Origin of the sequence: Bradyrhizobium sp. UNPF46 (assembly GCF_006658625.1) — a bacterium.
GTDB lineage: Bacteria > Pseudomonadota > Alphaproteobacteria > Rhizobiales > Xanthobacteraceae > Bradyrhizobium > Bradyrhizobium nitroreducens.
Genome location: NZ_LFJB01000081.1, coordinates 11,712 through 37,356, shown reverse-complemented (window position 1 = coordinate 37,356; position 25,645 = coordinate 11,712). Strand labels below are relative to the sequence as shown.

Annotated in this window: 23 protein-coding genes; 11 read left to right on the top strand and 12 right to left on the bottom strand. The window is 65.5% G+C overall.

Going from position 1 to position 25,645, the window contains the following annotated elements; genetic code table 11:
- Positions 1-276: 276 nt before the first annotated feature.
- On the bottom strand, positions 277-900 hold the full coding sequence (locus UNPF46_RS28710) for a TetR/AcrR family transcriptional regulator (protein WP_142252238.1): 624 nt from the start codon (positions 898-900) through the stop codon (positions 277-279).
- Between the two features lie 120 nt (positions 901-1,020).
- On the opposite strand from UNPF46_RS28710, the gene UNPF46_RS28705 reads away from it, so the two are divergent.
- Positions 1,021-1,995 carry an alpha/beta hydrolase fold domain-containing protein gene (locus UNPF46_RS28705; protein ID WP_142252237.1) on the top strand — a complete coding sequence of 325 codons (975 nt, stop codon included), beginning with the start codon at positions 1,021-1,023 and terminating at the stop codon, positions 1,993-1,995.
- Positions 1,996-2,129: 134 nt separating this feature from the next.
- Here UNPF46_RS28705 and UNPF46_RS28700 read toward each other — a convergent pair whose 3' ends face one another.
- Complete coding sequence (locus UNPF46_RS28700) at positions 2,130-2,297, bottom strand: hypothetical protein (protein WP_245448343.1); 168 nt, start codon at positions 2,295-2,297, stop codon at positions 2,130-2,132.
- A gap of 634 nt (positions 2,298-2,931) precedes the next feature.
- On the opposite strand from UNPF46_RS28700, the gene UNPF46_RS28695 reads away from it, so the two are divergent.
- Complete coding sequence (locus UNPF46_RS28695) at positions 2,932-3,903, top strand: SDR family NAD(P)-dependent oxidoreductase (protein WP_100177604.1); 972 nt, start codon at positions 2,932-2,934, stop codon at positions 3,901-3,903.
- Between the two features lie 262 nt (positions 3,904-4,165).
- The gene (locus tag UNPF46_RS28690) at positions 4,166-5,281 is read left to right on the top strand and encodes an alpha/beta hydrolase family protein (RefSeq protein ID WP_142252236.1); all 1,116 of its coding nucleotides are present in this window, start codon (positions 4,166-4,168) and stop codon (positions 5,279-5,281) included.
- A 15-nt stretch (positions 5,282-5,296) separates the two neighbouring features.
- Here UNPF46_RS28690 and UNPF46_RS28685 read toward each other — a convergent pair whose 3' ends face one another.
- Positions 5,297-5,803 (bottom strand): MarR family winged helix-turn-helix transcriptional regulator, encoded by a 507-nt coding sequence (locus UNPF46_RS28685; protein WP_100177606.1) that lies wholly within the window; start codon positions 5,801-5,803, stop codon positions 5,297-5,299.
- Between the two features lie 392 nt (positions 5,804-6,195).
- Between UNPF46_RS28685 and UNPF46_RS28680 the strand changes: the two genes are divergently transcribed.
- The gene (locus tag UNPF46_RS28680) at positions 6,196-7,752 is read left to right on the top strand and encodes a porin (RefSeq protein WP_142252235.1); all 1,557 of its coding nucleotides are present in this window, start codon (positions 6,196-6,198) and stop codon (positions 7,750-7,752) included.
- 282 nt (positions 7,753-8,034) lie between these two features.
- Here the strand turns inward: UNPF46_RS28680 and UNPF46_RS28675 are convergent, their stop codons facing one another.
- The 3 genes from UNPF46_RS28675 to UNPF46_RS28665 all read right to left on the bottom strand — a co-directional run bounded on the left by UNPF46_RS28675 (position 8,035) and on the right by UNPF46_RS28665 (position 9,927).
- Positions 8,035-8,511 carry a GcrA family cell cycle regulator gene (locus UNPF46_RS28675; protein ID WP_100177608.1) on the bottom strand — a complete coding sequence of 159 codons (477 nt, stop codon included), beginning with the start codon at positions 8,509-8,511 and terminating at the stop codon, positions 8,035-8,037.
- 75 nt (positions 8,512-8,586) lie between these two features.
- Positions 8,587-8,784 (bottom strand): hypothetical protein, encoded by a 198-nt coding sequence (locus tag UNPF46_RS28670; protein ID WP_007603456.1) that lies wholly within the window; start codon positions 8,782-8,784, stop codon positions 8,587-8,589.
- A gap of 201 nt (positions 8,785-8,985) precedes the next feature.
- The gene (locus tag UNPF46_RS28665) at positions 8,986-9,927 is read right to left on the bottom strand and encodes an acetamidase/formamidase family protein (protein WP_142252234.1); all 942 of its coding nucleotides are present in this window, start codon (positions 9,925-9,927) and stop codon (positions 8,986-8,988) included.
- A gap of 167 nt (positions 9,928-10,094) precedes the next feature.
- Here UNPF46_RS28665 and UNPF46_RS28660 point away from each other — a divergent pair, with 167 nt between their 5' ends.
- From UNPF46_RS28660 to UNPF46_RS28645, 4 genes are read left to right on the top strand one after another with little or no spacing between them, the layout of a single operon-like run.
- Positions 10,095-10,862, top strand: coding sequence for a YdcF family protein (locus tag UNPF46_RS28660; RefSeq protein WP_181770167.1), 768 nt, complete (start codon positions 10,095-10,097; stop codon positions 10,860-10,862).
- Positions 10,863-10,917: 55 nt separating this feature from the next.
- Positions 10,918-11,700 (top strand): DUF169 domain-containing protein, encoded by a 783-nt coding sequence (locus UNPF46_RS28655; protein WP_142252232.1) that lies wholly within the window; start codon positions 10,918-10,920, stop codon positions 11,698-11,700.
- 9 nt (positions 11,701-11,709) lie between these two features.
- Positions 11,710-12,888, top strand: coding sequence for a saccharopine dehydrogenase family protein (locus UNPF46_RS28650; RefSeq protein WP_142252231.1), 1,179 nt, complete (start codon positions 11,710-11,712; stop codon positions 12,886-12,888).
- 5 nt (positions 12,889-12,893) lie between these two features.
- Positions 12,894-14,069 carry a saccharopine dehydrogenase family protein gene (locus UNPF46_RS28645; protein WP_142252230.1) on the top strand — a complete coding sequence of 392 codons (1,176 nt, stop codon included), beginning with the start codon at positions 12,894-12,896 and terminating at the stop codon, positions 14,067-14,069.
- Between the two features lie 115 nt (positions 14,070-14,184).
- On the opposite strand, the gene UNPF46_RS28640 is transcribed toward UNPF46_RS28645, so the two are convergent.
- A complete protein-coding gene (locus UNPF46_RS28640) occupies positions 14,185-15,381 on the bottom strand; it encodes an FAD-dependent monooxygenase (RefSeq protein WP_142252229.1) in 1,197 nt (398 codons plus the stop codon).
- 147 nt (positions 15,382-15,528) lie between these two features.
- On the opposite strand from UNPF46_RS28640, the gene UNPF46_RS28635 reads away from it, so the two are divergent.
- On the top strand, positions 15,529-16,005 hold the full coding sequence (locus tag UNPF46_RS28635) for a MarR family winged helix-turn-helix transcriptional regulator (protein ID WP_181770166.1): 477 nt from the start codon (positions 15,529-15,531) through the stop codon (positions 16,003-16,005).
- On the opposite strand, the gene UNPF46_RS28630 is transcribed toward UNPF46_RS28635, so the two are convergent.
- From UNPF46_RS28630 to UNPF46_RS28620, 3 genes are all read right to left on the bottom strand, one after another.
- Positions 15,974-17,230, bottom strand: coding sequence for an O-antigen ligase family protein (locus tag UNPF46_RS28630; RefSeq protein WP_181770161.1), 1,257 nt, complete (start codon positions 17,228-17,230; stop codon positions 15,974-15,976). The genes UNPF46_RS28635 and UNPF46_RS28630 overlap by 32 nt on opposite strands.
- A 198-nt stretch (positions 17,231-17,428) precedes the next feature.
- A complete protein-coding gene (locus UNPF46_RS28625) occupies positions 17,429-18,976 on the bottom strand; it encodes an undecaprenyl-phosphate glucose phosphotransferase (RefSeq protein WP_181770160.1) in 1,548 nt (515 codons plus the stop codon).
- A 117-nt stretch (positions 18,977-19,093) separates the two neighbouring features.
- Entirely contained in the window at positions 19,094-20,227 is a 1,134-nt protein-coding gene (locus UNPF46_RS28620) for a glycosyltransferase family 4 protein (RefSeq protein ID WP_142252225.1), read from the bottom strand.
- A gap of 205 nt (positions 20,228-20,432) precedes the next feature.
- On the opposite strand from UNPF46_RS28620, the gene UNPF46_RS28615 reads away from it, so the two are divergent.
- Positions 20,433-22,751 (top strand): GumC family protein, encoded by a 2,319-nt coding sequence (locus UNPF46_RS28615; RefSeq protein WP_142252224.1) that lies wholly within the window; start codon positions 20,433-20,435, stop codon positions 22,749-22,751.
- Between the two features lie 264 nt (positions 22,752-23,015).
- Here the strand turns inward: UNPF46_RS28615 and UNPF46_RS28610 are convergent, their stop codons facing one another.
- A complete protein-coding gene (locus UNPF46_RS28610; protein WP_142252223.1) occupies positions 23,016-24,197 on the bottom strand; it encodes a GNAT family N-acetyltransferase in 1,182 nt (393 codons plus the stop codon).
- 131 nt (positions 24,198-24,328) lie between these two features.
- Here UNPF46_RS28610 and UNPF46_RS28605 point away from each other — a divergent pair, with 131 nt between their 5' ends.
- Complete coding sequence (locus UNPF46_RS28605) at positions 24,329-25,378, top strand: polysaccharide deacetylase family protein (protein WP_142252222.1); 1,050 nt, start codon at positions 24,329-24,331, stop codon at positions 25,376-25,378.
- Here the strand turns inward: UNPF46_RS28605 and UNPF46_RS28600 are convergent.
- Entirely contained in the window at positions 25,362-25,583 is a 222-nt protein-coding gene (locus tag UNPF46_RS28600; protein WP_097663273.1) for a DUF2842 domain-containing protein, read from the bottom strand. The genes UNPF46_RS28605 and UNPF46_RS28600 overlap by 17 nt on opposite strands.
- Positions 25,584-25,645 lie beyond the last annotated feature (62 nt).

Genomic DNA, 25,645 nt, shown 5'->3' with positions numbered 1-25,645 from the left:
AAGCTCCATCGGCGGCGACGTCGGATCAGGACCCTCGTCCGTGGCCAGCGCGGGAAGTATGGCGAGTTGGACGTGCCCATGCAAATGTGTGGACGTCGTGTCGGCGCGCCGATCCTGGGTGGTCGAGGCGGCCAGGAGGAACGCTCCATGACAAGACGGCCACCGCTTCCCAAGCATTTGAGCCGCCCCCGGGCGATCGCCATCGGACGGCAGATTCGGGAGCCTCGAGAGTGTCGGCTTCGCTAGCAGTACATCTGCCGACGCATCGACCGAGACCTACCTCAAATACCCCACCACCAACCGCGTCGTCTCGTCCGCCAGCGTCCGTACCATCTTCTCCGACAGCATCTCGGCGCCGTGCAGCACGGTGTTGTGCGCGATCGCTTCGATCGCGCCGACGCAGATGAAGGTTGCGACGTCGAGGTCGACCTTGCGCATCTCCTTGCGGCGGCTTTCGAGATAGGCGCGCACCAGGGCCTGGATCTCGCGGTTGTAGGCTTCGACGTCTTTGAGCTGGCCGGTGCGCGGGATCTGCTCGGCGAGCACCCGATGCAGTTTCGGATTGATGCGGTGGGCGTCGATCGCGACGGTGACGAGTTTTCGCACCGCCTTGTCGATCGGTAGGTCCGCGACCTCCGCGAGCGCTGAGCGGACGATGCCCATGATCTCCTCGTTGTGGCGGTCGATCACGGCGGCGACGAGCGCTTCCTTGCTCGGGAAGTATTGATAGAGCGAGCCGACGCTGACGCCGGCGACTTCCGCGATCCGGTTGGTGCTGGCCTTCTCGAAACCATCGCGGACCAGAATGCGAGCGGTCGCCTCGACCAGCGCGTCGACGGTGGCGCGGGAGCGCTCCTGGGAAGCATTTTTGCGAGGTTTTGTCGGCGGTTGGCGAGCCACGATGTTGTGATCCGAATGCGAGTATGAAAAGCGAGCGAATGCTCACATTATATCGGCAGGTGGCGGTGGGTCGGCAAGCCCGTTGTCGCCGTGTCGAAACAGCCATGTGGGGATGTGGCCATGAGCGTCGCCAGACTAGTGTCGGCCTTGCAGTTCTGCCCGGGCGGTTGCCTGTTCAGTCCGCCGGCCCGGCGCGATCCGGCCCCAAGCCTGCAGAGCCGCGCCTTCAACATGGTGCTCTCCCTGCTGCCCTACAAGAAGCAGCTGGCATCAGCCGAAGCGGTGCACGCGCATGTGCAGAAGCTCGCACTTAAGCCTGTCACCTTCGAGCCGACGGGGCTCGGCCGCGGTGTCGAGGCGACGCTGACGAAGATGGGCGGATGGCCGGTCTATTACACCGCGCCGTCCTCGGGCCATGAGGGCTGCAACTTCGTCATGTTCCTGCATGGCGGCGGCTACATCAACGAGATCGTGCCGGCGCATTGGCGCTTCGTCGGCGAGATGACGCGCAAGGCGAACGTCGTCTGCGTCGTGCCGATCTATCCGTTGGCGCCGCGCGCCACCGCGAAGGACGTGGTGCCGGCGACGGCCGAGATCTTGCGCATGCTGCTGGAGGACGCGGGGTCTGCCAAGGTGACAGTGGTCGGCAACTCCGCCGGCGCGGGGCTCGCGCTTGCCGCGTGCCAATGGCTGCGCGATCGCGGGCATCGGCAGCCGGACCGGATGGTGCTGATCTCGCCCGCCGCCGATGCCTCGGTCAGCCGTCCCGAGCAGATCGAGATCGCCAAGCGCGATCCGCTCCAGGACATTCCGGGGATCGTCGAGGCCGGGCATCTCTATGCCGGCGCGCTCGATATCGGCCATCCCTTCGTCAGCCCGCTCAACGGCGCCTTCCGCGCGCTGGCGCCGATGACGATCTTTTCGGGCACGCGCGATCTGCTCTACCCCGACAGCGTCGACCTTGCGGCGCGGGCGAGGGCGGTGGGCGTGCCGGTCGAGCTGCATCTGCTGCGTGACCAGCCGCACAATTATGCGCTGATGCCGACGCCGGAGGGACGGCGCGCGCGGGCGATGATCTTGCAGGCGGTGGCGTGATTGAAAGAGGCGTGTGATCGTTGTCACAGGACGCGCGCCGTCTCGTCACGACTGGCGCGGTGCGGCCCGTCGGAGGCGGCCTCCGGGGCGTTTCCTCGTATCCGTAGGCTTGTATCCGTAGTCTTGCGGGGCCGTCAGGCGTGGCCCTTGATCTCGTAGTGGCCGGGCACGCATTTGTACCGATCCAGGCGCCAATTGGCGTGATAGATCGGATGCTCGCCCATCCATTTCGCGAGCGGTGCCTGTGCGCCGACCGCACATTGCATCATCGAAATCTCGGGCGTCATGTTGCTGTCGGTCACGATTTCCTCGACGCAACTGCCTGAGCTAGCTGCGCTAAGCCGGCAGAGCACGGCTACGACGGTCACGAACATTCCTGTCACCTCATCGGTAGTTGCAGACCACGAAGAGGATGCAAGCGGAGTGCCAGAGCCTGTGACACGCAAACAACACGCTGGCCTGGCCGACTCGACCCAGCGTCCGAGGTCCATTTGACGATTCGGATTGTAAAAAATTTGCCCATAAACCGAAGCCGGACAAATACGGGAACCGGGGGACTACGGCTCCGCGCCGGCCTCCGCGCCTGGCAACGGCTCTCCTTGCGACGACGGAGCAAGCGCCTCGTCCTTCGAGACGACCGCTTTCAGCGGTCCCTCAGGATGAGGCTAATGAGCAGCGGTGCTCGTTGAGGCCGCCGCCACAGGCTCCGCCCTCATCCTGAGGGCCCGCCAACGGCGGGCGTCTCGAAGGATGTGCTGCGGGCGTTGCCGTCTTTCATGCAGGAGCTACGTGAGCGCGCGATTGTCCGCGCGCCGAAATAACGACATCGCCGATCCGCTTTCATTTGCGGATGCGGCGCTGCTACATTTCGCGCGCGCCCCAATCAGCGGCGCGATGACGAAGAAACATACCGACAAGGGAGGGGCCGAAAGTCCCATGAAGGATTTCGCAGGAAAGATCGCGGTCATCACCGGCGGCGGCACGGGAATGGGGCGGGAGCTCGCGCGGCAGCTCGTGGCCGAGGGCTGCAACGTCGCGATGTGCGACGTCTCGGAGGCCGCGATGGCGGAGACCAAGCGGCTCTGCGAGACCGAGAAGTTGCCGCAGGGCCTGCGCGTCACGACGCATGTCGCCGACGTCGCGATCGAGGATCATCTGAAGCGTTTTCGCGACGAGCTCGCCGAGCAGCAGAAGACCGACAGGATCCATCTGCTGTTCAACAATGCCGGCATCGGTGGCGGCGGCAGCCTGTTCACCAACACGCGCGAGCAGTGGGAGCGCACCTTCAACATCTGCTGGGGCGGCGTCTATCTCGGCGTGCGCACCTTCCTGCCGATGCTGGTCGCCGCGGACGAGGCGCACATCGTCAACACCGCCAGCGTCAACGGCTTCTGGGCCTCGATCGGCATGGGGCAGGCGCACACCGCCTACAGCTCGGCCAAGTTCGCGGTGAAGGGATTCACCGAAGCGCTGATCAACGATTTGCGCCTGCACGCGCCGCACGTCAAATGCTCGGTGGTGATGCCCGGCCATATCGGCACCTCGATCGTCTCCAATTCGCGCAAGGTGCAGAGCGCCGACGGTTCGGAGCGGCTCAATCCCGACGAGGTCGCGCTGACGCGCAAGCGCATGGTCGCGGCCGGCGTGCCGGATGCCGACAAGATGTCGGACGAGGACATCCAGGCGGTGTTCGCCGAGCGCGCCCGCAGCTTCCTGGAGGATGCGCCGACGACGGCCGCGCAAGCCGCGAAGATCATTCTCGACGGAGTGAAGGCAGAGCGCTGGCGCATCCTCGTCGGCGACGACGCCAGGCGGCTCGACGAGCGCGTGCGTGCAACGCCCGAGCAGGCCTATGACCGCGCCTTCTACGAAAGTTTCACGCAGGAGGTCGGCTGGCGGCTCGGTTGAGGCGCCGCGCCGGCAGCCGTCGGCGCGCGCGCCCATGTAGGTATGATAGTCATCATGACAAGAGGTGCGCGCCTGATATTGCGTGTCACCTCTTGCCAATGTTCAGGCCCGTATGCCGAATTGGAATGTCATGCATGCGTCACGGATCATCGTTCAAGCGATGGTGATCTCAAACGCCTGTAATGCCACGCGCGACGCCTTGGTCGGGAAACTGAAATGGTTTAGTGAATCGCGGGTAACGCGAGATAGAGCGTAGCTCCCGATGATACCCGCATGCCTCTCCGACGACTGGACCCTTTGCCCGGAGCGAGAGGACATCTCCGCTGAATTCACGCGGTTGCTGACCGCGGCGCAGGAGGGCGGCGCCACCATCGCCGAATGCCTGATGATCGCGCGGCATCTCGAGAGCAGCGACGACCGGTCCTGGCACCGCGAGTGGAAGCGGCTGGCGCAAGCCAACCGGCAGCGAGCCGAGGCCGCTTTCGCGGAAGGCCATCTGGCCAGCGCCCAGCGCAACTGGCTGCGCGCCATGAACTACTATGGCGCGGCGGCGATGCCGCTCGACCAGGCCGACGAGCGCCGCTGGGTCGCTGTGCTCACGATGCAGGAATGCGCGCGCCGCTACCTGTCGGCGCGCAGTCCCGCCGGCGAGGTCGTGACGATCCCCTGGCTCGACGGACACGCGTTGCAGGGTTATTTCCTGCCGGCACCTTCGGGAAGCGCGCGGGCTCCGACCGTGATCTGTATCGGCGAGCCCGGCCACCGCAAGGAGGAGTTCCTGTACAAGCTCGTGCCGCATGCGCGCGAGCGGGGCTTCTCGATGCTGGCGCTGGACCTGTTCGGCGACCGGCGCGACGACTACATCGACGTGCTGCTCCGGCGCGGAGATCTCGAGAGCGCGATTCCCTGCGTGATGGACCATCTGGAAGCGCGCGGCGACGTCGATTTCGCGCGGGTCGGGATCATCGCCGATGGCTGGGGCTCGTCCTTCGTGGCCCGCGCAGTGCTGCAGGAGCCGCGGCTCGCAGCCGCCGTCTGCGACGGTGGCCTGTGGGACCTGCACGAGCGGGCGTTTTTTGCCAGCCGGTTCGCGCTGAGCGACGTCGGCATCGTGCCGGTGCCGCATGCGCCGCTGATGGCCTCCAGCGCCGATTGTCCGGTGCTCATCACGCTCGGCGAGGACGGCTGGCTCAAGGCCGACCGGGCGCGCCAGCTCGTCCAGAGCTCCCGACACGGCGCTTCGGATGTGATGCTGAAGGTGTTCACGGCGGCCGAGACCGGCGCGGCGCAGGCCCATGCGGACAATCCGAGCCTCGCCAACGAGTACATCTTCGACTGGCTCGAATCGCGGCTCGGTGCCGCCGCCCGGCGGATCTGAGCCCCGTTCTCGGCCTTAGAGGTCGAGCGAGATCCGGACGCAGGCCTTCTCGAGGCGGTTCTTCAGCGTCGCCAGCTTTGCGGTGAATTCCGTCAGTTCGTCCTCGTCGAACTCCTGGAAGACGAATTCGCGAATCGTCTTGTACTGCTCGTTGAGGCTTGCGATGTGCTTCTGCGTCTTGTCGGTCAGCGACAACCGCACCACGCGGGCGTCGGTCAGCGAGGGACGACGGCGCAACAGGGCCTTCTTCTCGAGCAGCTTGGACTGCGTGGTGATGAAGGACGGATCCACGTGGAGCAGCTTGGAGACGACGTTGACCGGGATGCCGTCGTCCTTGTCGAGGTCGGAGATGGCCATCAGAATCAGCCATTGCGGGCCGCTGATGCCGAGCGTCTTCGCCCAGAACTGACGCAATTCCTCCAGGTGCATGTTGATCGACGATATCTCCCAGGTGAAACGCCGGATGATATCCAGGTTGCCGATCGAGCGCATTCGCGCTCCTTCTTTCCTCGTCGCGGACACAGCGTCACTCCCGTGGACGATAGTTCAGGCCGATGTTCGTGGAGGGCCATAGTCCACGCAAGCCTGCTCTGACGCAAGTGCAGAGCAGGCTAATTTCGTCATTAGAGATACAAAGATGATCAGCTCAAGGATTGGCCCCGCAGGCATACGGTGTGGCGCGCGGGGCACAGGTCGGCTGAAACCACAAAGCTGATCTAATAAACTATTTTGATTAGTGAACGACGCGCTGCATATTGTTCCCCGACGGTGGGGGGTACTCGATCGTCCCGCTGCAGGTGGTTCGCTCACGTTCCTCGCGCATGGCCGAGGGTGTCCGAAAGCGACCGAGCGGAATTGAGAGATGGGGATCTGGGGGGCCTCACGGTCCGGTCTCCGCAACTTGGAGGTTTTATATGAGAGTGGTGAAGAGCCTTTTGCTTGGCACTGCGGCGGGTCTGATCGCCGTCGGTGGAGCCCAGGCGGCCGATCTTCCGGTCAAGGCCAAGGCAGTCGAGTACGTCAAGATCTGCTCGCTGTACGGCACGGGCTTCTACTACATCCCGGGCACCGACACCTGCATCAAGCTGGGCGGCTATGTGCGTGCTGAAGTCGCGCTCAACGCCGGCGGCAACTACAGCGCCCAGTACAACGGCGTGTTCGCGGCCAACAACCGCCTGAACAACTACTACTCGATGCGCGCTCGTGAAGATCTCAACATCGACACGCGCACCGCGACCGAATACGGCGTCGTCCGCACCTATTTCGACGCGGTGTTCACCTGGACGACTGGCAATTACGGCGGGACCGGCTCGGGCACGGGCGCGACCCAGTACAGCGGCTCGATCGGCCTCAACGCGGCCGGCACCGGCCTCACCGGTTCGGGCGGCGGCAGTGTCAACGGCACCGACGGCAACCTCTCGGGCGGCTCGCTCGGCGTCTACTACGCCTTCATCCAGTTCGCCGGCTTCACCATGGGTAAGGCGGTGTCGCAGTTCGACGCGCCCTGGATCAACTATCCCGGCAACAACTTCGACCAGCTCGTCGGCGGCAGCGGCTCCACCAACGGAGTCGCGCAGTTCACCTACACGGCCGATTTCGGCCAGGGCATCACGGCGGCGTTCTCGGCGCAGGACCAGACGCAGGTCTACCAGACCAGCCTCTGGAACACGGCCGGCATGTCCACCACCGGCGTGCTCGGCGGTGCGTACGGCTCGAACGACATCGGCGGCAGCCGCTCGCCCGACCTCGTCGCGATGGTTCGCGTCGATCAGGCCTGGGGTCTGTTCCAGGCGTCGGTCGCTGCGCACGACAACCATGTCGCCTATTACGGTGCCTCCGAAGCCACCGGTCATCCCGAGGACAAGTGGGGCTGGGCCGTTCAGCTCGCCCTGGGCATCAAGAACATCCCGACCGGCGCAGGCGACGTGATCAACATCTCGGGCGTCTACACCGAGGGCGCGAGCCGCTACAACTTCCAGGAGCTGGCCGCGACCAGCTACTCGATGTTCGGCAGCTCGAACGCCGCCTATCAGAGCATCGGCTTTGCCGGCGTGTCTGACGCGGTGTTTGCGCCGGGCGGCCAGCTCGAGCTGACCAAGACATACGGCTTCCGGGGCGCCTACACCCACAACTGGAACCCGTACTGGAACACGGCGCTCTACGGCGCGTGGGCTGCGGTCAACTACAGCGGCACCGCGAAGGGCCTGATCTGCGGCAGCGCCGCGTTCGCCACCCTGACCGGCACCTGCAACCCGGACTTCAACATCGGCCAGGTCGGTGTCATCACCCGCTGGACGCCGGTGAAGAACCTGACCTTCTCGGCTGACTTCACCTACAGCCACCTCGATCAGAAGTATTCGGGCGTGATCACGACCGGTGCGCTGACGGGCGTCGCCAAGCCGGCGACAACCTACGAGCTGAAGGACCAGGACACCTACAGCCTGCTGCTGCGCGCCCAGCGCAACTGGTAAGCTTGACGTCCATCGATGCGACAAGGCCCCGGCGGGACACCGCCGGGGCTTTTTGTTTGCGAAGATCTTCGCAATCCGATCGTCCGTGCGGCGGACGAAGACGAGCTATGCGATTCAATCGCCTCGAATTAATTTACTTACCTGAGTTACTAAGGTATATGACTCTCAGCCAAATACGAAAGTTGCGGCTCTTAGCTTCACGCTAAGCCTCCAGGAACCTCCGGTGATGCCCCACCGGAGGTTTTTCATTTCGGATCGCAGCTCGATGCGTCGCGCAATGATCTAGCCGCGCATCATTCGGGCGCGCGAATTCGGCCGGTAGGCGAGGCGGCTGTGGCCGGCGCAATAGGACTGACCGTCGGGCGCGGAATTGCCGCAGAAGCAGAAATCCTCGGCGCCCGGCGTCGAGATCGGCCAGCGGCAGCGGTTCTCGGCAAGCTCCAGCAGCGAGCAGCGATTGGCCTCGTCGATGGGACCCGTGACCACGGGGGCATCGGTCTCGCCATAGATCGTGGCGAGCATCTCATATTGCAGCCGCGGCACGGCCCGCACCCTTGCCGGCGCAGAGCCTTTGTCCTGAACCTTGCGATCGTCGACGGTCCGGCCACGCGTCAGATTGAGGCGGGACAGCTTGCCGATCACGGCATTGCGGCTGACGCCAATGTCGGCGGCGATCTCGCGGCAGGAGAGGCCGGCCTCGAAATGCTGCTTCAGAAGTTCAATTCGTTCGTCGGTCCAGGTGGGTGAGAGAACAGGCATTTGTAAACGGTCCCAGGTTGCAGATGTCGGCCATCCGCCGCTCGAGATCCGTCCGCTTCACGCACCGGCGCGCGCTCACGTCCTGCCATTGTCGCGGATCGACAAAAGCCCGTCCTTGATGGCGAGACGGATGCCTTCCTCGATCAAGGTCCGTGCGACGCCGGGAACGCTGGTGCCGTGGGTGCCCTGTCTCACCAACTTCTCCAGGTAGGTGATGGTCGAGAGCGCCAAAGTTACGGGAATACGGTCAGTCTCGGCTTTTTCGGTGGCCATGGCCCGAACGCTAGCCTCTTACTCAGGTACATAAAAGTAACGATTAAGACTCTATTTAGGTTCAGGGGCGGAAGTCAAATGCGGGCTGGGCCTGATGCACAGCATGTTGGAATCGCAGGGGAAATTACCCACGACTCAGCGCGCCGCACGGCGGACCGGGCGGCGGCGGTGGCGTCAACAGGTCGGCAGGAGTGGCCGGGCTCAGCCGTGCACGACGGCCTTTTCGATCATGCAATGGATCCCTTTGGCGCCGTTGACGGTCTGGGTCACCCGCAGGTCAGCCGCCAGACTGCACAGCGTGTAGGCATCCTCGCGCGACAGGTTTCGTCGTTCGCCGAGCAGGGCGATCATGTCGCGCAGCGCGCGCACCACGCACTGGTCGAGGTCGGGGTCCATCGCCATGGTCATGTAGTGCGTCGCCGTCTCGGCGCGGGGATAGTCGAACCTGAGGTCCTTGCGTACCGTCAGGCGGAAGCGGCCCTGGAGCGCCGTCTCGATCGCGGTGACGCAGACCTCGCCGTCGCCTTGCACGCCATGGCCGTCGCCGCAGGAGAACATCGCGCCCGGCACGAACACCGGCAAATAGAGCGTCGCGCCTGCACCCAGCTCCTTGTTGTCGAGATTGCCGCCCATGGCGCGCGGGATCAGCGAGGAGATGCGGCCCCAGCCTGGCGGCGGCGAGACGCCCATCACGCCGAAGAACGGCTTGAGCGGCAGGTCGAGACCCCACGGCATGCGACCGGTCATCCGCGTTCGGTCCAGCGGAATGTTCAGGATGCGCGTCTCGTGGAAATCGTCGGGCAGGGTGCCGGACAGCGGCTTGATCATGTTCCAGCCCCAATCCTGCCGGAGCTGAACGTCGAGGATCTCGACTGCGAGCACGTCGCCGGGCTCGGCGCCTTCGACCGCGATCGGTCCGGTGAGGATGTGGCCCGGCAGCATACGCTCGTTGCTCGCATGAACCTCGTGCATCTCGGGCGGAATGTGAAACTTGTCGCGGTCGGGCAGCATGTCCGGGCCGCCGCTGATGGTGTCGACGGTGACCTCGTCGCCACTCGCGATGGTGAGGACCGGCTTGAGGGCGGCTTCGAAGAAGCCCCAATGGCAGGTTTTGGGGCTGGAATGCAGGTGATGATGGGTCATGTGCCGCGTCCGGTTGCTTTCCTCAGGCCGGGCTTGACCCGGCGATCGATCCTCTTTCAAGAAGATTTCTGAAGATGGCAGGGCGGGTCAAGCCCTGCGCAGACTGGCACGGCCATCCCAGCGAGGCTCCCCTGTTTTTCGTTCTGTCCAAGACAATCGGCACCGCGCTGCTGCCGATCAACCTTCTGGTCGAGCTCGGCATCGTCTCGCTGCTGCTGATGGCGACGCGTTTTGCCGCGCTCGGCCGCAAGCTGGCCGTGACCACGCTGGTGTTGCTGGCGCTGGCGGCGTTCTCGCCGCTCGGCAATCTCCTGATCTATCCGCTGGAGTCGCGGTTTCCGGCGTGGGACGCCGCGCGCGGCGCGCCCGACGGCATCATCGTGCTTGGTGGCTCCGTCGACACCGATCTGTCGGCGGCGCATCGCACGCCGGTGGTCGCGCATGCGGCCGATCGTCTGTTCGCGCCAGCCGAGCTCGCGCGCCGCTATCCGAATGCGCGCATCGTGTTTACCGGGGGGACCGCGAACCTGGTTTCGACCGAGGCGAAGGAGGCCGATTATTCCGCGCCCATCCTGGAAAATCTCGGCATACCGAAGGAGCGCCTGATCCTCGAGCGCAATTCGCGCAACACCTGGGAGAATGCGATCTTCACGAAGGAGCTGGTGAAGCCGAAGCCGGGCGAACGCTGGCTTCTGGTGACGTCGGCCTTCCACATGCCGCGCTCGATGGGAATCTTCCGCAAGGCCGGATTCGACGTCGAGGCCTATCCGGTGGACTGGCGGATGGGCGGACGTGGCGATCTCTTCTCCTTCACCAACATGGGCGCGGACGGGCTCGGCCGAACCGAAGTCGCGGTGCGCGAGTGGATCGGCCTGGTGGCTTACCGCCTGATGGGCAGGACCGGCGAGTTGCTTCCGGGTCCTGCGAAGGACTAGAACGAAGACCGCAAAACAAGAACATGCGGCGAAACGCGCCGCTCCGGAGGAAGCCATGCAACAGCAGAGCGCAGACAGCATCGATCTTGCCGGCCTCGTCGCCGATCTCAACGGCCTGCTGCGGCTGAAGACGACTGTGATCGGCATGAAGCTGTTCGCACGCGCCGCGGACATGGAGGCGATCCCGAAGATCCGGCGGCCGAATGCGATCCACACCACCGACCAGATCGTCAGCATGGCCTCGCGGCTGGGCTGGACTGTCGGCATCACCGCCGATGATCTCGTCGGCGCGCAATGCCGCGCCGTGATCGGTCTCGCGCCACAGGACGAGAAATGGCTCGCCGGCGAAAGCTATGTCGGGGTCTGGCACGGCACCGCCGAGGACGCGCGCAAGCGCCAGGAGGCGCTGGACGTGGTGCCGTTCGGACGGTATCAGGCGCTCGCCGTCAGTCCGCTCGCGAGCGGAAGGCTCAATCCGCCCGACATCTGCCTCGTCTATGCGACGCCCGGGCAGATGATCATCCTGATCAACGGGCTGCAATATACCGGCTACAAGAAGTTCGAATGGGGCGTGGTCGGCGAGACCGCTTGTGCTGATTCCTGGGGGCGGGCGCTCAAGACCGGGGAGCCCAGCCTGTCCTTGCCATGCTATGCCGAACGGCGCTATGGCGGCGTGCCGGACGAGGAGATGCTGATGGCCTTGAAGCCCACGCATCTCGCCAAGGCAATTGAGGGCATGAAGGCGCTCGCCAAGAACGGGCTGCGCTATCCGATCCCGCCCTATGGTATCCAAAGCGACGTCCGTGCCGGCATGGGCGTGAGCTACGCGAAGAAGTGAAGGACGGCCATGAGCTCTGCGAAATTCGACATCGTCGTCTACGGTGCGACCGGTTTCACCGGCCAGCTCGTCGCCGAATATCTGACTCAGCATTACAAGGGCGACCACGGGCTCAAATGGGCGATGGCCGGCCGCAGTCTCGGCAAGCTCAAGTCGGTACGCGACGCGGTCGGCGCGCCCGGAAATACGCCGCTGATCGTCGCGGATGCGTCCGACGCGGCCTCGCTGAGGGCGATGGCGGAGCAGACGATGTCTGTCATCACGACGGTCGGTCCGTATCAGCTCTATGGCGAAGAGCTGTTGGCTGCCTGCGTCGCCACCGGCACGGACTATTTCGATCTCTGCGGCGAGCCGATCTGGATGCGGCAGATGATCGACAAGTACGAGGCGGCTGCCAAGGAGAGCGGTGCGCGCATCGTGTTCTCCTGTGGCTTCGATTCCGTGCCCTTTGAGCTCGGCACTTTCTTCGTGCAGGAAGAGGCCAAACGCGTGTTCGGCGCGCCCGCCGCGCGCGTGAAGGGCCGTGTGCGCGACATGCGCGGCACGCTCTCGGGCGGCACGGCGGCGAGCGCGAAGGCAACCTTCGACGCGGTGGCCAAGGACATCAGCCTGATCGCGATCCTGAACGATCCGTTCGCGCTGACGCCGGGCTTCACCGGACCGAAGCAGCCGAAGGGCAACAAGCCGCTGATCGAGGAGGATCTCAATTCCTGGGCCGCGCCGTTCATGATGGCGCTGATCAACACCCGCAACATCCATCGCTCCAACATGCTGATGGGCTTTCCCTACGGCCAGGATTTCGTCTACGACGAGATGGTTCTGACCGGTCCGGGCGAGAAGGGCGAGGCCAACGCCAAGCGCGTGATGGCCGCCAACGCCGAGAAGACCGGCCCGAACGCGCCGAAGCCGGGCGAGGGGCCTTCGAAGGAAGAGCGCGAGAACGGGCTGTTCGATCTGCTCTATGTCGCGATCGCGCCCGACGGCCGCATGGTCCGCGCCGGTGTCACCGGCGACCGCGATCCCGGCTACGGCTCGACCTCGAAGATGATCTCCGAATGCGCGATGTGCATGCTGCGTGACGTGACGGACGTGCCGGCCGGATTCTGGACGCCGGGCGCAGCGATGCAGCACAAGCTGATCAAGCGGCTGCAGGACAATGCCGGGCTGGCGTTCAGGGTGGAAGCGTAAGGTCGGTGTCCGCAAAGTTCGACATCGTCGTCTATGGCGCGACGGGGTATACCGGCCAACTCGTCGCCGAGTACCTCGCCGCGCATTACGTCGGTGACGGCGCGCCGACATGGGCGATGGCGGGGCGCAGCAGAGACAAGCTCGTATCCGTTCGCGATGCGATCGGCGCGCCCAGGGAGACACCGCTCATCGTGGCGGACGCGGCCGATCCCGCCTCGTTGCAGGCGATGGTCGATCAGGCGAAGCTGGTCGTCACCACCGTCGGTCCGTACCAGCTCTATGGCTCCGATCTGCTTGCGGCCTGCGTCGCATCCGGCACCGACTACATGGATCTCTGCGGCGAGCCGATCTGGCTGAAGCAGATGATCGACAAGCATGAGGCGGCTGCCAAGGCGAGCGGCGCGCGCATCATGTTCTCCTGCGGCTTCGACTCCGTCCCGTTCGAACTCGGTGCGTTCTTCGTGCAGGAGGAAGCCAGGCGCGTGTTCGGAGCGCCTGCGTCTCGCGTCAAGGGACGCGTCCGCGACCTCAGCTGGAAGTTCTCCGGCGGCACCTCGGCGAGCGCGAGGGTCACCTTCGAGGCAGTCGCGCAGGATCTCAGCCTGGTCTCGATCCTCAAGGACCCCTTCGCATTCACGCCCGGCTTCGAGGGGCCGAAACAGCCGCGCGGCAACAAGCCCGTTTTCGAGGAAGACCTGCAATCCTGGTCCGCCCCGTTCGCGATGGCAACGCTGAACACGCGCAACGTCCATCGCTCCAACATGCTGATGGGTTTCCCGTATGGCCGGGATTTCGTCTACGACGAGATGGTGTTGACGGGAGCGGGGGACGAAGGGCAGGCCAACGCAAAGCTCGTCATGGCCGCCAATGGCGAAAAGACCGGTCCCAAAGCGCTCAAGCCGGGCGAGGGGCCGTCGAAGGAAGAGCGCGACAACGGTCGTTACGACCTGCTCTATGTCGCGATCGCGCCCGACGGCCGTCAGGTTCGCGCGGCGGTGAAGGGCGATCTCGATCCCGGCTATGCCTCGACGGCGAAGATGGTTTCCGAATGCGCACTTTGCCTGCTGCGCGACACGCCGGATGTTCCGGCGGGGCTCTGGACGCCGGGCGCAGCGATGCAGCACAGGCTGATCAAGCGGCTGCGAGATAACGCGGGACTGAAGTTCGAGGTGGAGGGCTAGGTCGGCTCTCGTAGGGTTGGCGAAGCGAAGCGTGCCCACGATCTTTTGCAATCACGGAGAGATCGTGGGCACGGCGCGTTGCGCCTTTGCCGACCCTCCGGCGCCGTTCGTGCTGCTATACCGCCCTTGCATCATAGGCGTACATGAACTCCATGCTCTTCGAGCCCAGCGGCAGAAGCCATTTCATCATCTGATTTCTGATCCACGCGCCGGTCGCGCTGAATTCGCGCTTGCTGTTGCCGTTGCGGCGGGCCATGGCGACGATCTTCTCGGTGCGCGGACGGCGTTCGGCCTCGAAGGCCTGGAAGGTGGCGCCGAGCTCCTGGCCGTCCTGCATCAGGCGGGCGAGCCGCATCGCATCTTCCAGCGCGAGCGAAGCGCCCTGGCCGGCGTGCGGGCTGGTCGCGTGCGCGGCGTCCCCAATCAGCAGCGAGCGCTTGCGCGACCAGGTCGGCAAGCTCGCAACGTCGAGCGTGTCGGTGACGACGATGTTCTCCGCCGCTTCGACGATATCGGGGATCGGATCGTGCCAGCCGCGGTGGAAGCCGCGCAGATGCTGCTTCAGCGTCGCCTGGTCGAGCGCGCGAAACATCGCCGCATCCATGCCGTGCGACGGCTGTGTGCTCCACCACATCACGCCGTCACTCGGATCGGGGCTGCAATAGCCATAGCCGAAGAAGCCGCTCTGGCCGAACGTGGTCTCGACGTGCCGGCCGATCGACCTGCCGTCGAGAACGGCGTGCGGCACGAAGCCGCCGAAGCCGATCAGGCCGGTGTTGAAGGGTTGCGGGCCGTCAGGCACGACCTGGCGGCGCGTTACCGAATGCACGCCGTCGGCGCCGATCAGGAAGTCGCCCTCGGCCGTGGTGCCGTCGGCGAAATAGGCGATGATCGGCTGGTCGCCGCGGTCCTCGATCTTGATCAGGCGCTTCTCGAAATAGAGCGAGACGCAGGCGCACCAGGCCTTGTCGATCAGGATCTCGTTCAGCGTGGCACGGCAGACGTTGACGGCCGGCTGGCCGAAGCGCCGCGCCATGTCGCGGTTGATCGAGCCGAGCTTGGCGCCGCCTTGCGAATAGAAGTCGAAGGACTCCGCGACCGAGCCGCGGCTGATCAGTTCGTTCGCGAGCCCGATCTCGTCCATCACATGCATGCCGTTCGGCGCGATCTGCAGGCCGCCGCCGATGCCCTTGGAATAGGGCCAAGCCTCGTAGATCGCGGACTCGATGCCGGCGCGGCGCAGCAGGATCGCGGCCACCGGGCCGGCGATGCCGGCACCGATGATCAGCGCCTTGCGGTGACGATAGGACATGGCTTGCTCCCGACGTTTCCGTGGTGCTAGGAGAAATTACGGTCGCTAATTCTCTTAGTGACTAAGATATATATCGCCTAAGATATGAGGCCGACCTTGTCAAGGACGAAGGCGCGCGCTGCGCTGTTGCAGGAGCTCGAGGAGGCCATGCGCAGGTCGTCGGCGCAGGGTGTGCTCTATGGGCAAACCGTTGCCAACGTTGCCGGAATTGCCAATTCCGACCTCGAATGCATGGACATCCTGTACCTCGAGGGCCGCGTCACCGCAGGGAGGCTCGCCGAGGTCACGGGCCTGACGACCGGCGCCATCACCGGCGTCGTCGACCGGCTGGAGAAGGCGGGCCTGGTGCGCCGCGAACGGGACGAGAAGGACCGCCGCAAGGTCTTCATCGCGGTCGTGCCGGAGGCGGCCATGAAGATCGGCCAGTTCTACGTGCCGATGCAGCAGGCGATGGAGAAGGTCCTTGGCGCCTATTCCGAAGAGGAGCTGCGCCTGCTGCTGCGCTTTGCCAACGAGGGCTACAAGGGCGTGCTCACGGCGACCGAAGCGCTGAAGGGACTTCTCAATACGCCGCCTGAGAAGCGGCCCGCGCTCAAGCTGAAGACCCGTTCTCGTCAGCCCTGACCTTGTAGATCTGCGCCGCCGCGATCATGCCCCACACCGCGCCCAGCATCATCCAGAAATGCCGCCAGTGGTCGGTGTCGATCACGAAGCTCTCGCCGACGGTGCCGATGAAGGCGGAGAACAATGCGAGATAGGCGCGCTGCCAGGGCACGGGGACGAAGATGTGGCGAAAGCCTGTGATCACGGTCGTGAAGACCAGCGCGGGATAGCACACGCCGGACAGCCAGCCGCCGGACATGAAGGCGTTGAGATAGGAGTTGTGGGTGTCCTCGGGGAAGAAGCGGTGGAATTGCAGGGGACCGATGCCGAACGGCAGGTCGAGCGCCATCTCCGCGCCGAGGATGTGGCGGCCGAACCGGCCGAAGCGGCCCTCGTCGTAGCTCTGGTCGAAGCTCGCGCGCTGCTTGAACATCTCGGCGGTGGCATCGAATGACAGCAGCACTGCGATCAGCGCAAGGCCCAGCACCGCGGCCACGATCGCCATGATGATGATGCGCGAGCGCTGCGCGTTGGTGCGGCTGGTCAGGACCATTAGCGCCAGCATGAAGGCCGAGGTGAGCACGAGGCCGCCCCAGGCGGCGCGCGAGAAGGCGAGCAGGATCGCCAGCGACATGATGGCGAAGGCAAGGACGTTGCGGAACGCCTTCCCCAGCCTGTCCGAAACCACGCTCTGGAGCGCAAACAGCGCGGGCAGGATCAGGAAGGCGCCGAGCACGTTCGGGTCCTTGAAGGTGCCGCGCGCGCGGCCGTAGAGCGTGAGCAGGTCGTTGCCGCCGGGCACGAGGTGGAAGTAGCCGGCGACCGCCAACAGCGAGGCGACCATCGCGCCGACCACGAGGCCGCGGCGGAGCATGTCGAGCCGGGCCGCGGTGTCCTCGGACATGACCATGGCGAAGAACACCACGGTCACCGCCATGTACCAGGAGGTCGCGATCCAGCTCACCACCTCGGACTTGTCGAACAGCGGGATCGCGCTGATGGTGTAGCCGACGTTGAGCAGCACCAGCAGCGCGATCAGCGGCATCAGCGCGAGCCGCAGGCGAAGTCCGGTGGCGAAGAACGTGACGGCCGCGAGCAGCGTCATGATCTCGTAGGGGCTCGGCTCGATGAAGACGACCGCGCCGGAGGCGCCGACCAGCCAAACCAGCGCGCGCTGCAGCGCCAGCACGCCTGGCGCGGCACGGGCCGCTGCATTCATCTCCCCGGCTGTCGCCGCATACGCCATCAGATGCTCATACGCTTACGCAAGTCGTTGTCACAAACACAGCTGTCATCGCCCGGCCTTGTGCGCAATTGCGCACTGGACCGGGCGATCCAGTACTCCGTGGCGGCGATTGGAGAGGACGGCTGCCGCTGCGGCGTACTGGATGCCCCGCTCCAGTGCGCACCAGCGCACAAGGCGGGGCATGACGGAGAACTCAACTCAATACGCGTTCTCGTTCTTGGTCAGCAGCGAGATCGGCGTCTTCAGCAGAATGTAGAGGTCGAACAGCACCGACCAGTTCTCGATGTAGTAAAGGTCGAACTCGACGCGCTTCTGGATCTTTTCCTGGTTGTCGATCTCGCCACGCCAGCCGTTGATCTGGGCCCAGCCGGTGATGCCGGGCTTGACGCGGTGGCGGGCGAAATAGCCGTCGACGGCCTCGTCGAACAGGCGGCTCTGCAGCTTGCCCTGCACCGCATGCGGGCGCGGGCCGACCAGAGAGAGATTGCCGGAGAACACCACGTTGAAGAGCTGCGGCAGCTCGTCGAGGCTGGTCTTGCGGATGAAGCGGCCGACGCGGGTGACGCGCGGATCGTTCTTGGTCACGACCTTGGAGGCGGTGGGATCGGCCTGATGATGGTACATCGAGCGGAACTTGTAGACGTCGATGCGCTCGTTGTTGAAGCCGAAGCGCTTCTGGCGGAACAGCACCGGCCCCGGGCTGTCGAGCCTCACCGCGAGCGCGACGAGACCCATGACCGGCAGTGCCGCGAGCAGGGCGAGGCTGCCGACGACGCGGTCGAACAGCCATTTCATCACCAGGTCCCAGTCGGTGATCGGCGCCTCGAACACGTCGAGCGTCGGCACCTCGCCGAGATAGGAATAGGAGCGGGGGCGGAAGCGCAGCTTGTTGGTGTGCGCGGAGAGGCGGATGTCGACCGGCAATACCCAGAGCTTCTTCAGCATCTCCAGGATACGCGTTTCCGCCGAGATCGGCAGCGCGAACAGCACGAGGTCGACGCGGGTGCGGCGGGCGAATTCGACGATGTCGTCGACCTTGCCGAGCTTGCGCGCGCCGGCGCAGGTGTCGAGCGCGCGGCTGTCGTTGCGGTCGTCGAACACGCCGAGCACGTGGATGTCGGAATCCTGCTGCGCCTTCAGTGCTTCGACCAGCTGCTCGCCGTTGCTGTCGGAGCCGACGATGATGGTGCGGCGGTCGAGCCGGCCCTGGCGCGCCCAGCCGCGCACCAGCGAGCGCAGCACCAGCCGCTCGGCGATCAGCGCGGCGAGCCCGAGGACGTAGAAGGCGGCCAGCCACAGCCGCGAGATCTCGCTGCCGTATTTGGCGAAGAAGGAGATGCCGATGAACAGCAGGAAGACGAATGACCAGGACGAGATCATTCGCGTCATCTGCCGGAGCTGTCCGCGGAACAGCTGCACCTGATAGATGTCGGCGGCCTGGAAGCAGATCACGGCGGCGATCGCCACCGCGACGACCTCCGCAGGATAGAGCCAGTTGAAGCCGGCGTGCGGCATCACATAGCCGGCATAGAGCGCGATGCCGACGAGGCTCAGCAGCGCGAAGTCGGCCAGGCGCACGAAGCCGGCGATCACGATCGGCGAATAGGCGCGGGCGACCTTCTGGTTGACGACTTCGAGCGCAGCGGGCGTCAGCCGGCGACGGCGCTCGACGAAAGGTTGGTCAGCGGGCTTCGCCGCAGCGCTGGTCGCGGCGTCGAGCATCGAGCGTGCGTTGAGCGGTTCCACGGGCGTCCACGTCCATTCCAAAGCCCGCGGCACGGCCTTGAGCGCCCGGGCGAGCATCCCCTGGACCTCCGATTATCGAACAAATCGGAAGATTCTCTAAAGCGGGCTTAAGGATGGTTAATGATTGGCAAATGCGTCGCGATAGCCGGCGATCACGCCCTCGACCATCGCGGCCTGCGAGAAGTGCGCGGAGATGCGGTCGCGCAAGGAGACCGCGCGCTGTGCTGTGGTCTGGGGGTCATCGAGCGCCGCGGCGATCGCCTCCGCCATCGCCTCGGGATTGCTCGGCGCGAACAAAGCGGGGCTGTCGCTGCCGAAGATCTCGGGGATGCCGCCGATGCGGGCCGCGATCATGGGAATGCCGGCCGCGCCGGCCTCGATCACGACATAGGGCATGGAATCGCCGCGCGAGGGGACGACGAGCAGTCGCCCCTTGGAGAAGCCGTAGCGCGCCTTGACGTGACCGATGAAGCGAATGGCGCCCGTGAGGCCGAGCTTCTCGACCTGCGCCTTCAGCGCCGCCGTTTCCTCGCCGTCGCCGCCGAGCGTCAGCGTGACCTTCTTGCCGCCCTCGTGCAGGCGCGCCACCGCATCGACCAGGAGGTCCGCGCCCTTGATGTGCCTGAACTCGCCGACATAGCAGATGTCGGTCGCATCGTCGGCGGTGATGACAGGCTCGAATTCTTCCGGCGTGACGCCATTGAAGACGCAATGCACCACGCCCTTGGGCGTGCCGACGATGCGTTGATAGGTGTCGCGGGCAAACGCGCTCTCGAACAGAAACAGATCCGTCGAATCCATCAGCGCGCGCTCGAGCCGCGCGTAGAACTCGCCCTTGAAGGTGTTGAGGGGATAATGCAGCGAGCCGCCATGCGGCGTGTAGATGCGGATGGTGTCGTCGGACCGCCGTCGCATGCGGATGAAGGCGCCGGCCTTGGCGCCGTGGCCGTGCATCACGTCGGGCTTCAGCGTCGCGATCAGGCGCCGCATCCGAAACCACACCATGACGTCGTCGGGCGAGGGCTCGCGGCGAATCGCCATGCGGTGCACGCCGAGCTTCAGCCGCGGCGCGAGCTCGGCAAGCGCCTTGTCGGCGCGCTCGCCGCCGGTGAGGCTATCGGCGAGGATGCCGACATGATGGCCGCGATCGACCTGGCCGTTGGCGACGTCGAGGATGTGGCGGAATATGCCGCCGACCGGAGCGCGCACGGCGTGGAGGATACGAAGCGGCCGGTCGGGAGAGGGGGGCATGAATCAGAACCAGCGCTCGACGGCGGATGCCGAACAATTCCTAGGAAAATATCGAGACGGATTAAGAGCCTTCGTGGTTAACAAACGGTGACGAGCGCGCGCCCTGCGGGCGCCCGATCCCGCGATTAACCCAGCGGCAACCTTAATGGAGTGTAATCGCCGCGGTTGAGGTAGCTTGGTGGCGTTGCCCCTGCGGGAGTGTTCGATGCGTTTAGCGTTCTGGCGTGCCGGCAAGGACAAGGCGGTGGTTGCGCGCGCCGTCGCAAGGCCCAAGGCCGAAGCCGCGCCCAAAGCTGACGTCAAGGCTGACGAGAAGGTCGAGCCCAAAGTCGAGTCCAAGATCGAATCCAGGATCGACGTCAAGCCTGCGCCTGTTGTCACCAAGCAGCCACAAGGCGAATCCGGCGACATCGACCTGCACGCGCTCGGCGCGGCACTGGCGCGCAAGCGCGGCTGGATCATCGTGCCGACCCTGCTGGCGCTGGTCGCCTCCATCGCCGTCGTCAATCTGGTCACGCCGCGCTACAAGTCCGAAGCGCGCATCCTCATCGACGGCCGCGAGAACGTGTTCCTGCGCCCGAGCAGCGACCGCACCGAGGAGCGCCAGGCGCTCGACGCCGAGGCCGTCACCAGCCAGGTGCAGCTGGTGCTGTCGCGCGATCTTGCGCGGGAGATCATCAAGAAGAACAAGCTTGCCGAGCGCCCCGAATTCGATCCCGTCCTGCAGGGCGTCTCGCCGCTGAAGTCGCTGGCCGCGATGATCGGCATCGGCCGCGATCCGTTCTCGATGACGCCGGAAGAGCGCGTGCTCGACGCCTATTACGATCGTCTGCAGGCCTACGCCGTCGACAAATCGCGCGTCATCGTCGTCGAATTCCAGTCCGCCGATCCCGAGCTTGCCGTCCGCGTCGCCAATTCGATTGCCGACGGCTATCTCGTGCTCCAGCAGGGCGTGCGCCAGGAGCAGGCCAAGAACGCCAGCCAGTGGCTGGCCGGCGAGATCGACAGCCTGCGCAAGAAGGTCTCCGACGCCGAGGCGAAAGTGGAGGATTTCCGCTCCAAATCGTCGCTGTTCGTCGGCACCAACAACACCACGTTGTCGAACCAGCAGATGGGCGAGGTCAACACCCAGCTCAACAATGCCCGTTCGATGAAGGCGGACGCGGAATCCAAGGCGCGGCTGATCAAGGAGATGCTCCAGAGCGGCAAGCCGATCGAGGCGTCCGAGGTCGTCAACTCCGAATTGATGCGCCGGCTGTCGGAGCAGAGGGTGACGCTGCGCGCGCAGCTCGCCGAACAATCATCCACGCTGCTCGGCAATCATCCACGGATCAAGGAGCTGAAGGCGCAGCTCGGCGACCTCGACAATCAGATTCGCGACGAAGCGGCCAAGATCTCGCGCTCGCTCGAAAGCGACGCAAGGATCGCCAGCGGCCGCGTCGACGGCCTGACCGTGAGCCTCGAGCAGCTCAAGAAGCAGGCCGCCTCGACCAACGGTCAGGACGTCCAGCTCCGCGCGCTGGAGCGCGAGGCCAAGGCGCAGCGCGATCTGCTCGAGACCTATCTCGCCAAGTACCGCGAGGCCAATACCCGCGAAACCATCGACACCGCGCCGACCGACGGCCGCATCATCTCGCGTGCCATCGTCTCGAACACCCCGGCCTATCCGAAGAAGCTGCCGATCGTGCTGATCGCCACGATTGCGACACTGCTGCTCTCGTCCGGCGTCGTCGTCACCGGCGAGCTCTTGCGCCAGACTGCGCCGCGCGCGGTGGCGGCGGTGCTCCCGGCACGGGCGCCGGTGCGCCAGGAGGCGCCGGTCCAGCCGGTCGTCGAGCCGATCGCGAGTCCGGTCATCGAGCCCGATCTGGCGGAGCCGGCGCCGCTCCAGCCGGAGATGATTGATGCTGCGGACGTCACCGAATTCACCGAGATCGAACGGCTGGCCGAGACTTTGCGCGCCGCCGGGCCGGCGGCCAAGAAGGTCACGGTGCTCGGCACCGCGTCCGGCGAAGCCATTACGCTGTCGACGCTGACGCTCGCCCGGCATCTGGCGCGCGAGGCGCGTGTCGTCGTGGTCGATCTCGCCGCGTCCTCGCCGACGATGGCCGCGGTGTCCGTCGATGCCTCGGCGCCCGGCCTTGCCGAGCTGATGCAGGGCCAGGCGTCGTTCGCGCAAGTGATCACCCGGGACAAGCTGTCGCGGCTGCATCTGGTCATGGCCGGCCGTCCCGGCTTCGACCGCAGCCTGCTGCAATCGCCGCGGGTGACGCTCGCCATCGACGCGCTGCTGCGTGCCTATGACCACGTCCTGATTGACGCCGGCAGCGCCTCGGACCTTCCGGCCGAGCTGCTGACGGCGCATGCCCGCGCCGTCGTGGTGCCCGATGCCGCGATGCCACAGGACGCGCGCATGCTGATGTGCGAGCAGCTGAAGGCGGTCGGCTTCAGCGAAGTGACGATGTTGAGCAGGCCGGTGCAGGCGTCCAATGCGGCGGAAGCCCCGCGCGTGGTGGCGGCGTAGGCCAGGGCGCTCGCCCTCTTTCTTTCAGTTGAGCGACATCGGTGCTGCTCTTACCCTCCCCTGGAGGGGGAGGGTCGGCTCGCGGCGCGTCAGCGCGGCGAGACGGGGTGGGGTGATCTCTCCCCACGGGCGCTGTTGGATGAGGAGAGACCGTCACCCCACCCCGTTGCGCATTTCGCTTCGCTTCATGCGCAACGACCCTCCCCCTCCAGGGGAGGGTAAGAGGCAGCTCGCAAGTGGAGAGATCTTGACGAGGGGGCCGACCTATCCGAACGCCTGCCGCACGCGCCGCGCCAGATCGAACAGCATCTGGTTCTGCTTCACCAGACGCTTGCCGCGGCTGAGCGAGGACATCGCCATCGCGGCAAGTTTGCCGCGCGAGGTCAGGGGCACAAAGCTGTCGAAAATCTCTTCGTCGTCCTTGCAGAACATCCGCTTGTAGTCGTCCGAGCCGATGCCGAGGTCGAGCGAGCGGTAGCCGCGCTCGCCGTAGCGATCGATGATGTAGCGCATCAGGATCAGGCCGGGGCTGTAGCGGGCGTGCTCGGACATCGTGTAGGTGTTGAACATCATCGAGAAACGCTGGCCGTCGGCGACGCCGGCGAAGATCGCGATCACCTCCTCGTCGCATTCGAGCGCGTGGATGTCGATGACGCGGCCTTCGCCGCGGGGCGCGAGGCAGGCGCTGCGGATGAACTGTTCGACGCCGGGCTCGGCGAAGACATTGGGGAGCTTCTGCTCGGCCATCCGCGCCGGCTTGACGCGGAAGAACCAGTCGAGCAGGCGGGTGACGTCGGCGTCGGACGTCGCCAGATGATAGCGATAGCCGGCGAGGGGCTGGAGCTTCTTTTCCTTGCTCTTGAGCCGGCGGCGGAACGAATTGCTGAGCCGCGATGCCGGCGGTCCACCCGGCTCCATCACGAGCTGCGGGCAGCCGTTGATCGCGCTCTGCCGCGGCAGCAGTGCAAACGGGTTCTGCTGGTCGCGCCAGCGCAGCGGCTGCTGTGTCAGCGCGAGCACGTCGACGTGCTCACGGAGCGGCACCAGCATCGCTTCCAGATCGGCAGCAACGGTCTGTGCGGCGCATGTGGCGTCCCACAGGCCCATGTTGAAGGTCGTATGCTTGCCGCCCATGAAGGAGGCCGTGCGCACGCCGTGGCTCTGGCGCAGCGAGAGCGGCAGCAGCAGCAGCGGCCTGTGCTCGGAGTCACGGCCGATCACGATGAAGGGGCGTACGCCTTCGCGCTCGCCGACCAGGCGCTGCCAGGGGCTCAGCAGATCGAACCGCTGATAGGGCGTGAAGAGATGGCCGGGCTCCTCGAAGGCGCGCCAGACCGCCTCGGCGGCGTCGAGATCGGTGACGATGTCGACATGCGCGATACGGCTCGCTTTCGACCGCGCTGGCGCTTCTGCCGTCCGGCTTTGCATCGCCGCAGCCATGGTCATCCGCAAAACCTGTCGAGAATTCAGAAATAGACGTCAATCGGCCTGTGGCCGACCTTTGCAAAGAAATGTCAACAAAGGGTAAGGACAATGGGAGCGGGAACGGGCGCCCCGAGGGCGCGAAGGGTGGGGTCTTGGCATCCGACGACAGATGGCTGGAGCGGCTGCGCCTTGAGCTCGCCTGGTTCACCGGCCGGGCCGCGCTGGGCAGCCGCGGTGCCGGCGCCATCCTGCGCTTCGAACGCGTGCGCCCGCGGCGGCGCGGCGCCTTTCAGCCGCTGCGCGCGCACGAGATCACGCCGCAATTCCTCGATCGCGCCATTCGCGCGCTGAAGCGCTGGGGTTACGATTTTCTCGGCATGGACGAGGTCTGCCGGCGCGCGGTGACATTGCCGGAGCCGCGCCGCTTCGTGGCGCTCACCTTCGACGGCGCCAGCAAGGATCTGATCGACTTCGCCTATCCGGTGCTGGCGCACCACGCCGTGCCCTTCACGATCTACCTGCCCACCGCATTTCCCGACGGCGTCGGACAGGCCTGGTGGCTCGGGCTCGAGCAGGTGATCGCGCGCGAGAGCCGCATCAGCCTGATGATGGGGGAGAAGGAGCAGCGCTTCGTGGTGACGGATACCGCCGAGAAGCAGGCGCTGTTTTCGCATCTCGAGAGCTGGCTCCGCTCGCTGTCGCCGGCGGATCTGTCGGCGGCGATCGCCGATCTCTGCACGCGCTACCGGATCGACCTTGCCGCGCTCTCGCGCGAGGCGTCGATGGATTGGGAGGATCTGGCGAAGCTTGCCGCCGATCCGCTCGTCACGATCGGCACCGCGACCGTGAACTATCCCGTGCTCGCGAACATGAAGGACAATGCGGCGCTGCGCGAGATGACGATGGGCAAGGCCGTCGCGGAATCCGCTTTTCGCCGCAACGTCGAACATTTCGCCTTTCCGTTCGGCGACCGCGCCTCTTTCCGGCGCAGCCACGTCGTGATGGCGGAGGAGGCCGGCTTTGCCAGCGCGGCGTCGGCGATCCCGGGCATCGTGGATGCGGAGGGGCGGACCAATCTGCGCGCGCTGTCGCGGATCTCCTGGGACGGCCGCGTACGCTCGCTGCGCATCTTGCGCGTGCTGGTGTCGGGCGTTGCCTTTGCGCCGGTGAAACCGACCGGCCGCGCTACCGGCCAGACTTGACGCGATCGGGCCGCTGCATCCAGCTCACGATCGGCATCGCCGGCAGCACCCAGCCCATGCCGACCACCACGTAATAGATCGCCTGCCGCCAGCCGGACTCGGCGATCCACGGCATCTGCGCTGCGGCCATGCCGAGCAGGGCCCAGACGGTGCAAAGCACCAGGAGCAGGATGGCGCCGAGGAACTTGCGGGTGCGGATCGTCATGGCGGACTATGAACGGCTTTCGCGTAACTTGCGCTGCGGGAGCGGGGGACTATAAGGGGCAC